This is a genomic window from Actinospineispora spinosispora DSM 44797 (genome assembly GCF_000429025.1).
Taxonomy (GTDB): domain Bacteria; phylum Actinomycetota; class Actinomycetes; order Mycobacteriales; family Pseudonocardiaceae; genus Pseudonocardia; species Pseudonocardia spinosispora.
Window position 1 is genome coordinate 241,005 of sequence record NZ_KE386836.1, and the last position, 12,354, is coordinate 253,358.

The 12,354-nt window shown below is 69.7% G+C and carries 13 protein-coding genes; 5 read left to right on the forward strand and 8 right to left on the reverse strand.

Going from position 1 to position 12,354, the window contains the following annotated elements:
• Positions 1-2: 2 nt before the first annotated feature.
• The 3 genes from G406_RS0138215 to G406_RS0138230 all read right to left on the reverse strand — a co-directional run bounded on the left by G406_RS0138215 (position 3) and on the right by G406_RS0138230 (position 2,859).
• A complete protein-coding gene (locus G406_RS0138215; protein ID WP_051343236.1) occupies positions 3-1,475 on the reverse strand; it encodes a M20/M25/M40 family metallo-hydrolase in 1,473 nt (490 codons plus the stop codon).
• Between the two features lie 54 nt (positions 1,476-1,529).
• Positions 1,530-1,865: a winged helix-turn-helix transcriptional regulator gene (locus G406_RS0138220; RefSeq protein WP_028937944.1), complete on the reverse strand. Its 336-nt coding sequence runs from the start codon at positions 1,863-1,865 to the stop codon at positions 1,530-1,532.
• Between the two features lie 628 nt (positions 1,866-2,493).
• Positions 2,494-2,859 carry a nuclear transport factor 2 family protein gene (locus tag G406_RS0138230; RefSeq protein WP_028937945.1) on the reverse strand — a complete coding sequence of 122 codons (366 nt, stop codon included), beginning with the start codon at positions 2,857-2,859 and terminating at the stop codon, positions 2,494-2,496.
• 124 nt (positions 2,860-2,983) lie between these two features.
• Between G406_RS0138230 and G406_RS0138235 the strand changes: the two genes are divergently transcribed.
• The gene (locus G406_RS0138235; protein ID WP_028937946.1) at positions 2,984-3,781 is read left to right on the forward strand and encodes a YveK family protein; all 798 of its coding nucleotides are present in this window, start codon (positions 2,984-2,986) and stop codon (positions 3,779-3,781) included.
• A 23-nt stretch (positions 3,782-3,804) separates the two neighbouring features.
• Here the strand turns inward: G406_RS0138235 and G406_RS0138240 are convergent, their stop codons facing one another.
• Both G406_RS0138240 and lpdA read right to left on the reverse strand, forming a co-directional pair.
• A complete protein-coding gene (locus G406_RS0138240) occupies positions 3,805-4,746 on the reverse strand; it encodes a TauD/TfdA family dioxygenase (RefSeq protein WP_084216688.1) in 942 nt (313 codons plus the stop codon).
• A gap of 52 nt (positions 4,747-4,798) precedes the next feature.
• A complete protein-coding gene (gene lpdA / locus G406_RS0138245) occupies positions 4,799-6,205 on the reverse strand; it encodes a dihydrolipoyl dehydrogenase (protein ID WP_028937948.1) in 1,407 nt (468 codons plus the stop codon).
• A gap of 75 nt (positions 6,206-6,280) precedes the next feature.
• On the opposite strand from lpdA, the gene G406_RS54975 reads away from it, so the two are divergent.
• On the forward strand, positions 6,281-7,051 hold the full coding sequence (locus G406_RS54975; protein ID WP_051343238.1) for a ParB N-terminal domain-containing protein: 771 nt from the start codon (positions 6,281-6,283) through the stop codon (positions 7,049-7,051).
• A gap of 272 nt (positions 7,052-7,323) precedes the next feature.
• Here G406_RS54975 and G406_RS0138255 read toward each other — a convergent pair whose 3' ends face one another.
• Positions 7,324-7,740 (reverse strand): hypothetical protein, encoded by a 417-nt coding sequence (locus G406_RS0138255; RefSeq protein WP_156935370.1) that lies wholly within the window; start codon positions 7,738-7,740, stop codon positions 7,324-7,326.
• A gap of 256 nt (positions 7,741-7,996) precedes the next feature.
• Positions 7,997-8,566 (reverse strand): CGNR zinc finger domain-containing protein, encoded by a 570-nt coding sequence (locus G406_RS52420; protein WP_051343239.1) that lies wholly within the window; start codon positions 8,564-8,566, stop codon positions 7,997-7,999.
• Between the two features lie 92 nt (positions 8,567-8,658).
• Between G406_RS52420 and G406_RS0138265 the strand changes: the two genes are divergently transcribed.
• The 3 genes from G406_RS0138265 (at position 8,659) to G406_RS54980 (ending at position 10,939) form a co-directional block, all read left to right on the forward strand.
• Entirely contained in the window at positions 8,659-9,123 is a 465-nt protein-coding gene (locus tag G406_RS0138265; protein WP_028937950.1) for a VOC family protein, read from the forward strand.
• A 13-nt stretch (positions 9,124-9,136) separates the two neighbouring features.
• Positions 9,137-10,027: a pyridoxamine 5'-phosphate oxidase family protein gene (locus G406_RS0138270; protein ID WP_028937951.1), complete on the forward strand. Its 891-nt coding sequence runs from the start codon at positions 9,137-9,139 to the stop codon at positions 10,025-10,027.
• Positions 10,028-10,099: 72 nt separating this feature from the next.
• A complete protein-coding gene (locus tag G406_RS54980; RefSeq protein WP_245607362.1) occupies positions 10,100-10,939 on the forward strand; it encodes a C40 family peptidase in 840 nt (279 codons plus the stop codon).
• Between the two features lie 419 nt (positions 10,940-11,358).
• Here G406_RS54980 and G406_RS0138280 read toward each other — a convergent pair whose 3' ends face one another.
• On the reverse strand, positions 11,359-12,336 hold the full coding sequence (locus G406_RS0138280) for a helix-turn-helix transcriptional regulator (RefSeq protein WP_245607363.1): 978 nt from the start codon (positions 12,334-12,336) through the stop codon (positions 11,359-11,361).
• Between the last annotated feature and the right edge of the window lie 18 nt (positions 12,337-12,354).

Sequence of the window (12,354 nt, forward strand, 5' to 3'; positions counted from 1 at the left end):
GTTCACAGGGTGGTGGCGTAGAGCTTGGCCAGCTCGTAGAGGAAGTCCCTGGCCTCGTACAGCGAACGCACCTGGATCTGCTCACCGACGCCGTGGATGTGGCTGTCGTTCGGCTTCTCGAACATGCCGCTCAGCCCGTACACCGGGACGCCGGTGCCGGCGAACGCGGTCGCGTCGGTCGCGCCGACCTGCATGACCGGGATCAGCGGAACCCCCGGCCACAGCTTCCCGGCGACCTGCTCGATCGGCCCGGTCACCCCGGGCGACAGCGGCGGGATACCCGCCGTGGGCCCGTACGGAGACCTGGGTTCGAGCGAGATCTTCGAGTCGTTCACGGCGGCGACCAGCATGTCCCGGACCTTCGGACCGGACGAGCTGGGCAGGATCCGGCAGTTCACGTTGGCCTCGACGCTCTGTGGCAACGCGTTCTTCGCCTCACCGCCGTTGATCATCGTGACCACACAGGTGGTTCGCAACATCGCGTTGTACTGCGGATCCTTGGACAGTGTCGCCGCCGCGGCGGCATCGGCGGGATTCGCCGCGATGGCCTTCATCGCATCGCCGACCTCACCGGGATGCAGCGCGGCCTGCCGCTCGAAGTACGTGCGCGTGACGTCGTTGATCTCCACCGGGAAGGTGAACGCGCCGATCCGGGCGAGCCCGGCCGCCAGGTTCTGGATCGCGTTGTTCGGGCCCGGGATCGAGCTGTGCCCGCCCGCGTCCGTGGCCTTCAGGATGAAGTCCTGGTAGACCTTCTCGCCCGCCTCGATGTCGAGCGACACCCGGTTGTTGTTCGCGTCCAGCGCCCCGTCGGCACCCTCGTTGAGCACGAGCGCCGCGTCGACCTTGTCGCGCTGGTTGGCGACCAGCCACTCGGCGCCGTTGACCTGGTCACCGCCCTCTTCGCCGCAGGTCAGCGCCAGCCGGATCGGGTGCTTGGGCTGCAGCCCCTCGGCGCGGTAGCGGATCAGGCTGTCGACGAAGATCGACGCCATGGCCTTGTCGTCGCTGGCACCGCGCGCGGAGAAGTAGCCGTCCTTCTCGACCAGCTTGAACGGGTCACGACCCCAGTCCTTCGCGTCCGCCTCGACGACATCGATGTGAGCGAGCAGCAGGATCGGCTTGGCGGCCGGGTCGGTGCCGGGCAGCGTGGCGAGCAGACCGCCGTCCTTCGGATGGTCCGGCGGTACGAACACGGTCACGTCGGCGGCCGGATAGCCGGCCTTGGTGAGCCGATCGGCCATCTTCTGCGCCGCGACCGTGCAGCTACCGGCCGACGCGGTCGTGTTGGTCTCGACCAGCTCCTGGTAGAGCTCGCGGAACGCGGCCTGGCTCTGCTGAGGAGACCCGGCGGCCTGACCAGGCTGGGCGGGCGGCGCGCCGGACGGTGGCGGAGCCTCGGAAGAACACGCGGCCAGCGTCAGCGCGCCGAGGCCGACAACGAGGACACGTCCTAAGAACCCTCTCAGCACCATGATCTGGTTGTAGCATCGATCACACCCGCTGGATAGATCACGACGAGCAGAAGATCACTGTGGGGGACCCAGCGCATCAGCCCACTCCTCCGCCCAGACGCGCAGCGGCTCCAGGGCGGGCCGCAGGCCGCGCCCGAGCTCGGTGAGCTGGTAGACACCCTGGTCGTCGGTCGTCACGATGCCCACCTCGGTCAGCTGGCGCAGCCGGTCGGCGAGCACGCTGGAGGACATCTCGTCGGCTCGCCGCCGCAGCTCGCGGAACCCGGCCGGCGCCTGCTGCAGCTCCCACACGACCCGCAACGTCCACCGTTTGCCCAACAGGTCGAGCGCAGCCATCATCGGCCGCCCGGTGCTCGATCCTCGGACAGGTCTGCCGGGTGCTGTGCTCACTGGCTGGCCTCCGCGCGTCGTAAGTTTCCGGTTGGGACCCCGCTCCGCTCACTGGCGGGCGCCCGCGCGTCGTAAGTTTCCGGTTGGGACCCCGCTCCGCTTCGCTCCGGGGGCCCGCAACCGGAAACTTGGGCGGCTTCGCCGTTCGCTTCGCTCCGGCTTCGCTGCCCTCGCTTGACGCGCGCTTGTCTGATCGCCTTCTGCTTCGCCTGTTGCGTTCTGTGCAGTGCTTCGCACTGAACCCCCTGCGGGGAGACTCGCGGAGCCGGGCTTGCGGTATTGGCGCTCCGACCCCTGATCAATCCTCCCCTTGTGCATGGCTTGGTTTGTGTGCGGGTGTGGCCCTTCGTCGTGGGAGGCGCATCGCAGCGGGGGCACCTCACCTTGCGCCGCGCGTGGGGTGACACACGCTTCAGGAGTGGGCCCCGCAAGGCGCCCGAAGGGGTTCCGCCGAAGGCGGGTAGTGCCTGAGGGGCGGCTCCCAAGTCGGGGTATCAAGCGCGCGTCCAGCGACGGCAGCGAAGCCCGAAGCGTAGCGAGGGCGGAGCCGCCGAAGTTCTCGGTTGCGGGCCCCCGGAGCGAAGCGGAGTGGGGTCCCTGCCGAGAACTTGAGACGCGCGGGACAGGCTCATGAGACAGCCCCCCAAGCCGCCGTCATCGCAGTGTGGACCGCCGGGAGGACCTCGGCGGGGCGGATGTAGATCTCGACCTGTTCGATCGCGTAGCCGCGCAGGGTGAGTACGTCGCAGGCGCGGACCTCGACGCCGTCCAGGTCGCGGTGCCAGACGACCACTGCCCGGTCGTTGCCGGCGAGCACGGTCTCGATCGTCGGCTTGGTGAACGCCCTGGCTCTGGCCCGGTAGGCGAGCTCGATGGCCCGGCCCTTCCAGTGGTTGAACGGGCTGATCATCGAGGCGTCGTCGGTGAACAGGGCGAGGATCGTGGCCGGGTCGCCGGCCGCGAGAGCTGTGGCGTAGCGCGTCGCGGGGTCCATGGGGATCACTCCGAACGGTAGGTGCTTCGATATTCGAACCATTGTGGCGCTTCGAAATCAGAAGCGCAAGCGGATGGCCACTAGACTGGTTCGCGGCCGATCAGGAGAACCAGAGGCGGGATAGATGACGCGTCCGTACGAGCCGCCGCCACCGGGGCCGGGCTTCGCTCGATTCCCTCCACCCCTGCCGAAGCCGCTCACCGCGGGGCAGGGCTGGAAGCTGACCGGCATCGTGGTGGCCTTCGCGCTGGTCGGTGCTCTGGTCGGGCTCCTGGTCACGGCGGGCATGTCGACCCAGTACATCGGCCGCGCGGAGATCCGGTACTTCCTGCACGTCGAGAACGCCAGCTACTTCATGCGTACCGACCGCAACCTGAGCAGCCAGGAAGTGACGCTCACCGACGACAGCGTGCTCGCCCCGGTCGCCAAGGCCAACGGGCTCAGCACGGGTGTCCTGGCCAAGAAGGTCACCGCGACCATCGTGGACAACACCGAGGTCATCCACCTCGATGTGCTCGACCCCAGCCGGGAGACCGGTGTGACGCTGGCGAACGCGATCGCGACGCAGTATCTCTCGGTGGAGCGCGCGCACAGTCCGGCCGCCGCCATCCAGGCCCAGCTCGACGACGCGAAACGCGCTGCCGCGACGGCGCCCGCCGCCGGTCAGGTGGCCGCCCAGGCCAAGGTGGCGAACCTGCAGGGTCAGCTCGACATTGCGAACACGTCACTGAACAGCGCGATCGTCCTCGCGCCCGCCTACTCGGTCACCGCGCCCGCGTCACCGAACCGGATGCTCGCGGCGGGAATCGGGGCGTTCATCGGGCTGCTGGTGGCGTTGTTGGTCACCCGCTCGCTCAAGCGACGCTGGACCGCGCCGCCGAGCCAGCCGATGGGCGCCGCACCGGCCCCGGTCACTGCCTGACCGGAGCCGATGCGGCGAACCCGTCAGGGAATGTCGTGGAACCGGATGCGGAACAGGTTGCGCCGCTGGTCGGTGAACCCGGTCCGGGCGTGCATCGCGACGTGGTTGTCGAAGATCATCACGCCGTCGGTGGGGATCGGCAGCCGGAACTCGCCCGGTCCGCGCTTGACCAGCTCGTAGACGGTGTCGATCGCCTGCTGCACCTCGGGTGAGGAGAACTCGCGGGTCCGCCGCTTCGACCAGCGCCAGATCAGCGGGTCGAGGCCGAGGACCGGGGCATACTGCAGCCCGTCCTCCTCGATCTTGGCGAGGTGGTGCAGGTCGCTGGAGACGCGCCTCGGAACCGGCTGGCTCAGCGCCTTGATGGCCTCCCGGCCCTCCTCGGTCTGCCGTAGCTGGTCCAGCACGATCCGGCCGTCGCGCAGCAGCGACAGGCCGCCGCCGCACTCGGCGGCGTGCGAGGCGTACAGCAGGAAGAACCTCGGCGGAGTCGGCAGGTAGCCGGCGTCGGTGTGGTACCCGGCCGAACGGTCGCTGTCCGAGGCCTTGACCCGGGTCTCCGACTCCAGGCCGCGGTTGCGCACGTCCCACACGACGGTGTCCATCGGGTGGTTCGCCATCACGTCACCCAGCAGTGAGGCGAACGAGTACAGCGCCTTGCGCTGCTCGTCGACCTCGACGCCGGCCACACCGAGCGACGGGACGAGCACGGCGCACGCGCCGCCGTCGTCGAAGGCGGACCGGATGCGGTCGGTGATCGTTGTCAAGCCCGGGGCGCTCTCGCGCAGCCGTTCTCTCAGCTGGGCAGGGTCACGAGGCTCGGTCAGGTCGGCACCCGAAAGGTCGGTGTCGAACTGCTCGCGCAGTGTCGCCCGGACGGCGTCCGCCTCGCGTGACCACCATCCTGCCTGGTCAGCGACATCCACTTCGGCGATGCTGGTCCTGCTCGTAGTTGAAGCCGTCACGACGACCTATCCCTCCACGGTGAGTAGTCGCTTGGTGACGCAAGACCCTAGTTCACAGGTTAATCATGCCGTGGAGCAGGCCATGGAACGCTTCCTGAAGGCCCTCGGACAGCGTCGGGTGCGCGTGCACGTTGCGCGCCAGCTCGTGCGCGGTGAGGTCCCACTTCTGGGCCAGGGTCAGCTCGGGCAGCAGCTCGGTGACCTCGGCCCCGATCAGGTGACCGCCGAGCAGCTCACCGTAGGTCTCGTCGCTGATCAGCTTGACGAACCCGCCCGGCTCGGCGAGACCGTGGGCCTTGCCGTTCGCGGTGAACGGGAACGTCGCGACCTTGACCTTCCAGCCCTTCTCGTCGGCCAGCTCGCGGGCCTGCGCCTCGGTGTAGCCGAAGCTGGCCACCTGCGGGTTGCAGAACGTGGCGCGCGGCATCATCACGTACTCGAGCTCGATGGTCTCCGCGTCGGCGATCGTCTCGGCCGCGACCACACCTTGGGCCTCGCCGACGTGCGCCAGCATGAGCTTCGCGGTGACGTCGCCGATCGCGTAGATGTGCGGGACGCTGGTGCGCATGCGCTCGTCGATGTCGATCGCGCCGCGCTCGGTCAGCCGAACCCCGGTGTTCTCCAGGCCGTAGCCCTTGACCCGGGGCGCGAAGCCGATCGCCTGGATGACCTTGTCGGCGCGCAGCTCCTTGGTGTTGCCGTCCTTACCGGTGACCGTGACGGTCACGCCGCTGCCGTCGTCCTCGATCGACTCGACCCGGGTCGAGGTCAGCGCCTCGATGCCGTACTTGCGGTACCGCTTGCCCAGCTCCTTCGACACGTCCGCGTCCTCGAGCGGCAGCAGCCGGTCCAGGAACTCGACGATCGTGACCTTGACGCCGTAGTTGCTCAGCACGTACGCGAACTCGATGCCGATCGCGCCGGCACCCGCGATGATCACGCTCTCCGGCAGCTCCCTGGTGAGGATCTGCTCCTCGTAGGTCACCACCCGCTCGGAGAGCTCGGTGCCCGGCAGCAGCTTGGTCTCCGCGCCGGTCGCGATGATCACGTCGTTGAAGGTCAGCGTCTCGGTGCCGCCGTCGGTCAGCGCGACCTCGATGGTGCGCGCGTCGACGAACGAGCCACGCCCGTCGAACTCGGTGATCTTGTTCTTCTTCATCAGGTAGTGCACGCCCTTGACCCGGCCCTCGGCCACCGTGCGGCTGCGGTCGTAGGCGGCGCCGAAGTCGAAGGACACCTCGCCGGAGATGCCGAACGTCTTCGCCTCCTTGGTGACCAGGTGGGCCAGCTCGGCGTTGCGGAGCAGCGCCTTGGACGGGATGCACCCGACGTTCAGGCAGACACCGCCCCAGTACTTCTCCTCAACGACGGCCACCTGACGGCCAAGCTGAGCGGCTCGAATGGCGGCGACGTAGCCACCCGGCCCGGCACCAAGAACGACGACGTCGAAATGCGGCATGCCTCTAAATCTAGGGCATGGACAGTGGATCATCGACCGCACTTGACGCTCTCCTGAGCTGGTAGCGGAATAGTCGTGGTCCGCGCGGGTGTTGCGCAGGGCATGATCCGGCCGCCCCGCTTCACGACGTCGTCGGACGCGAGGGCCCACCGCTGGTGGGGTCGGCGGGATCCCGCTGACCCGGACGCCGAGGCGGCACTGTCGCTCGACGAGGTGCTCACGGCGCTGGGCACCAGGTCAGGGCCGTGTGACCGGCCCGGAGTGCAGCGCATCCGGCAGGTGATCGTCTCGACGCGCGACGTGGTCGGCACGGTGGCCCGTCCCGGTGACTTCGACCGCGCGTTCCGTCCGATGCGTCCGGTGTTGCGCGAGCGCTGGGAAGGTGTCGCGCGTCATCTCACCTCGGGCGCCGCGATGCCGCCGGTGTCGTTGACCAGGGTCGGGCGGCTGTACTTCGTGCTCGACGGGCACCACCGCATCTCGGTGGCGCGGGCGCTCGGGATAGACGAGGTGCCCGCCGTGGTCCGAGCGTTCTGCACCACCGCCCTGGCCGACGCCGGTCTCACCCGCGCCGACCTGGACCGCAAGACCCGCGAACGGGAGTTCCTGCGAACGGTCCCGCTGCCCGACGCCGCCACCGGCCAGCTTCGCCTGGACAACCTGGACGACTACCACCTGCTCACGTCGGCCGCCCGAGCCTGGTGCGTCACGAACGGCCTGGCCGCCCCCGACGCGCTCCACCTCACCCAGGCCGCCGCGGCGGCCTGGTGGCACTTCGACGTCCGCCCCGCCTCGAACCCCCGCCCAGCAGCCACCTACCTCACCAGAAAACGCACACACATCTAGCGCACCCCGCCCCTGAACCGCCAGGGCGAAGTAATCCAAGACTGCCTGCGACTGCCAACCCAGCCACAGCGAAGCCGGCTCCGCAAGTCTCCGAAGGAGTTCCGGCGAAGGCCGGCGCACTGAATGTCCGCACCCACGCTCCCGAGCCGAGCGGCGGCTCTCAAGGGAACGACAAACGCGCGCTCAACCGAGGAACGAGGTTTGTTTTTCTGGGAGTACCCCCGAAGCGAAGCGAGGGGGTGGTCACAGAAAAACTCCGCGCGGAACAGGCCCTAGGAGACAGTTACCCTGCTGGTCGCGGACCTGCGGACCTGGGCGCTCAGGTGGGGCATCGAGCGCAGGTAGTTGGCGCCGCAGTCGGTGCACAGCAGTTCGTAGACCGGTTCGCCGCCCTGGCGGGCCAGGTAGTCGAGCTGGCGTTCGGAGTGTTCGATGAAGCACGGCAGGTCGGGGTCGCGGACGAACAGCGGGTCGGCCTGGACCTCGCGCGCCGATGCCAGGCGGGTCTGGGTGACGCGCCGCGCCATGCCCTCGCCCATCGGCAGCACTGTGGCGCCGTTGACGTGGGTGACCCGGGGGTGGCGGAACGGGCGCAGGTCGATCAACGCCATCACCGATGCGCAGTAGCCGCACACCAGTTCACGTTGATGGCTCCTGAACACCGACAGGAACCCGCCCACAGAGCCCATACACCCAGTGTGCCCCTCCCAAAGCTCCCAAAGCCCAAAGCCCGCTCCGCGAGTCTCCCGAAGGGGTTCAGTGCGAAGCACTGCAAAAAACGCACCAGGCGAAGCAGAACGCAACCAGACAGACGCGCGGCCGGCGACGAAGTCGACGGCGTTTTCCCGAGTGGGCCCCCGAAGGGGGTCCGCGAGGGAAAATCCCGAGGCAGCGAGCCGCCAGGCGAGCCGCCTCGAACGGTCCCGGTGGCGCCCGGAGAGAGCGCTAGCGAACGGAGTGGTCCGCCGGGACCGTTGCGCGCGGGGGCCGGCCGGAAGCCCGAGCGTAGTGGCGCGCGGCCTTGGCGCGGTTGCCGCAGGCCGCCATCGAGCACCAGCGGCGGCCGCGTTTGGGGCTGGTGTCGTAGAAGTGCAGGACGCAGTCGGGGTGTGCGCAGCGCCGCACCCGGCTGGCGTCCTTGGCGAGTAGCTGCAGGTAGCTCACGGCGGCCAGCCAGCCGGGGCGTTGCGCGGGGTCGTGGATCTCGTCGGTGGTGCCGGGCCCGTCGGGGGTGAGCGTCGGCTGGTGATGGCCCCAGGCGAGCACCTCGTTGAGCGTGCGGCGAGCGGACTCGGACGCGGGGTCGTCGACGTGTGCCCGGATCGCTTCGCGGGCGGTGACGAGCGCGCGTCGGGTCTGCTCGGTCGCCGGCTGGGCGATCGCGAGCTCGTCGAGCCAGGCCTGGACGCCGTCGAGTGACTCCAGCTGGTCCTTCGGCGCGCCTTTGCTCATCCAGACCGTGTTGAGCAGGTCCAGGCCCATCGGCTCGCCGCGTAGGGGACGTTCGAACTCCATGGCCACAGTCTAACCCCTCACTCGGCGTTGACAGGTAGGAAACTAACTTGTATGAATATTTTTATCGGTTAGATCGATCGCAGGAGGATTCTATGACAACGGTTGCACCCACCGCGCTCAAGACGGGGCACGTCGGGCTGAACGTCACCGATCTCGCCCGGTCGGTCGCCTTCTACCGGGAGGTCCTCGGTCTGGACGTGTTCAGCGAGGGCCGCGACGGTGACCGCGAGTGGGCCTTCCTCGGCCGTGACGGCGCACTGCTGATCACCCTGTGGAAGCAGTCCACCGGGCGGTTCGAGACAGCCTCACCGGGGCTGCACCACCTGTCGTTCGAGGTCGACTCGATCGACCAGGTACGTGCCGTCGAACAGACGCTGCGCGGTCTCGGCGCCGACTTCCACTACGACGGCGTCGTCCCGCACAGCGAGGGCGGCGACTCCGGCGGCGTGTTCTTCACCGACCCGGACGGCATCCGGCTGGAGGTCTTCGCCACCTCTGGCGTCGCCGACGCCGGCGACGCGCCGTCCGGCGAAGCACCTACCTGCGGTTTCTTCTAGAGAGGATCGACCGATGAGCAGCGTGTACCACCCAGGGGAACTTGCCGCGCAGCGCAAGGCGGGTTTGCGGGGCGACGCCGAGCGGGTCGCCGGGATCATCGGCACCGAGGTGCCCAGGGCAGCCGCCGAGTTCCTGCTGACGCGTCCGATGCTGGTGCTGGCCGGCACCGACGCCGACGGCCTGGTCTGGAGCTCACTGCTCACCGGGGCGCCGGGGTTCCTGCGCGCGGGTGTCGTCGGGGGTGTCGACGTACTGGACATCGCGGCGCGGCCGCTGGACAGCGATCCGCTGGCAGCCGTCGTCTGTCACGGTGGACCGCTCGGGTCCATCGCGGTCGACCCGGCCACCCGCAGGCGCATGCGGGTGAACGGGACCGGCGAGCCGACGCCCGAGGGCCTGCGGATCCGCATCGAGCAGGTCTACTCGAACTGCCCGAAGTACATCCAGCGGCGTGATCTGGTGTCGTCCGACGCCGAGAGCACCGCGCCGGACGTGACGGTGGCCGGTTCGCTCAGCGCGGCGGACCGCGCGATGATCGAACGGGCGGACACCTTCTTCGTCGCCACGAAGTCCGCGACGGGCGACACCGACGCCTCACATCGGGGCGGCAACCCAGGGTTCGTCCGGGTGGCCGACGACGGGTCGGTGAGCTGGCCGGACTATCGGGGCAACGCGATGATGATGACGCTGGGCAACCTGGAACAGGAGCCTGCCGCGGGGCTGCTGTTCATCGACTGGGCCGGCGGCACGACCCTGCAGCTCAGTGGCACAGCGGTCGTCGAGTGGGGCGACGAGGAGCGGCGGGTGCGGTTCACCCCGATCCGGGTGAGGCGGACCGAGCGGGCCAGCGGGCTGCACTGGAGCGAGCCGGAGTACTCGCGGTTCAACCCGCTGGTCGCCTGAACCGTTCGCGATCGCACTCGTTATCCGTGGTCCGGCCACGGAGCGGGCGCCACCCGGTGTCCGATGACGGCCATGAGGACGGCTGGATACCGGGGTGGTGCCCCGCTGGCGCCCGCGCCGAGGGATCTGACCCGTACCGCGGTGCTGATCGGTGTGGCGCTCACCGCGGTCGTCGTTCTCGTCGTCACACTGAGCGGCCTGTTCGGTCCCCGGCGGGAAGCGGTGTCGGCGTCGCCGGAACCGCCCGTCACCTCGGCCGGACACCGCGCCGGCACGCCGAAGACCTCCGACGAGGACTCGGTGACCACCGACGAGAGCGCCGCGGTGCCGGATCTGTCGTCGATGGTCGACGCCGAGCCGGTCACCGGCACCGAGACGACCGGTGACGCCGTCTCGCGGCCCTTGCCGGCCTGCACCCGGCAGGTGAGCGACGCGACGCGGTTCCAGACGGCGGTCGACGACGCCGACGCGGACGAGGTCATCTGCATCATGAGCGCGTCCGTTCGAGCGCCGCTCGTGCGTCCGGGCGCGGCGACCGCGCTCGCGTTCGCCCGGGCGCAGCTGGGCAAGGACTACGTGTGGGGCGGCAACGGCGCCGAGGACGGCGGTTTCGACTGCTCCGGGCTGACCACCGCGGCCTTCGCGGCGGCGGGCGTCCACCTGCCCCGCACGGCGCAGACCCAGTACAACGCCGGTCCCAGGCTGTCGCGGAACCAGCAGATCCAGGCAGGCGACCTGGTGTTCTTCGGCAGCGGCCCGCGCTCGATCACGCACGTCGGGCTCGCGGTGTCCAGCACGCAGATGATCAACGCCCCGCAGACCGGCGAGGTCATCAAGGTCGGCCCGATCCACCGCAAGGACTTCATCGGAGCCACCCGCCCGGCCCGCCCAACCGAAGACCCCATCGACTGACCAGCACACCCCCCGCCCCGGACAAGCCCCGCCGAAATCCCCAACCCGCGCCACACAATCCCCCAACCCGCGCCACACAATCCCCCAACCCGCGCGGCGGAATCTCCCGACTCGCGCCGCACAATCCAGCGACTCGCGCTGCACAATCTCCCGACTCGCGGCGCGCAATCCAGCGACTCGCGGGGGCCGGCTCCGCGACTCGCAGGGCGGCGCGCCTTCACGCCCACGAGTCGGGGACTATGTCAGGGCGGGTCGCGAGACTCGTCAGCGCGAGTCGGGAGATTCCGCGGTGCGAGTCGCTGGATTCTGCAGCGCGAGTTGCTGGATTCTGTCGCGCGAGTTGCTGGGTTGTGCAGTGCGAGTCGGGAGAATCCGCCAGGGCGAGTCGCTGGATCCTGCGGCGTGAGTCGGGGGGTTTGTCAGGGGGAGGCAGGGGATTCTTCGGGGGTGGCGGCGGTCAGGCGGGCCGCCAGCGTTCGGGTGTGGTCCATCAGCTCCGGCGGGCCCTCGACGGTGTACGGGACGCCGACCATGGCGAGTGTGATGCTCAGCCACTCCCACGAGTCGACGCCGGTGGTGTAACGGCACGTGTCCTCGTCGACGGCCTCCAGGGTGCCGCCCTCGGCGGTCAACCGTTCGGACACCACCGACAGCGGCGCCTCAAAACGCACCACACCGCGGTGCCGGCTGACCGGAACCAGCGCGCTCGCCTGGACGAAGCTCGCCGCGCCGTCCGCGGGCAGCGGCCGTGGCGCGAACCTGCTGCCCGGCACGTCCAGCTCGGTGATCCGGTCCAGCCGGAACGTGCGCCAGTCACGCCGGTCCAGGTCCCAGCCGAGCAGGTACCAGCGCCTGCCGAGAAGCACCTGCCGGTAGGGCTCGACGTGCCGTTCGGTCGCCGTGCCGGCGCGGCTGGTGTAGCGGAACCGGACGTCCTCGCAGGCGTGCGCGGCGGAGCCGAGCCGGTCGAGCAGCCCCAGCGCGACCGGGGTCCCGCGCGCCGTGGCGTCCAGGGTGGCCAGCATCGCCTGGGTCCGCCGCCGCAGCCGAGGCGGCAGCACCTGCTCCAGCTTGCGCAACGCGCCGTCGGTGGCTCCGCCGCCCTCGTCGAGGATCGTCAGCGCGGCGAACCGCAGCCCGATCACCGTGGCCACCGCCTCGTCGTCGGTGAACAGCAGCGGCGGCATCGCCCGCCCGGCGACCAGTCGGTAGCTCCCGCCGGGCCCGGGCGCTGATCGCACCGGATAGCCGAGCTCGCGCAGCCGGTCGACGTCGCGGCGCAGGGTGCGCGGCGAGGTGCCCACCCGCTCGGCGAGCTCGGTCCCCGGCCACGAGCGTCCGGTCTGCAGCAGCGACAGCAGCCGCAGCATCCGCTCGCTCGGGCCGTTGCGAGTCATGGGCCCAGTATGCGCGTG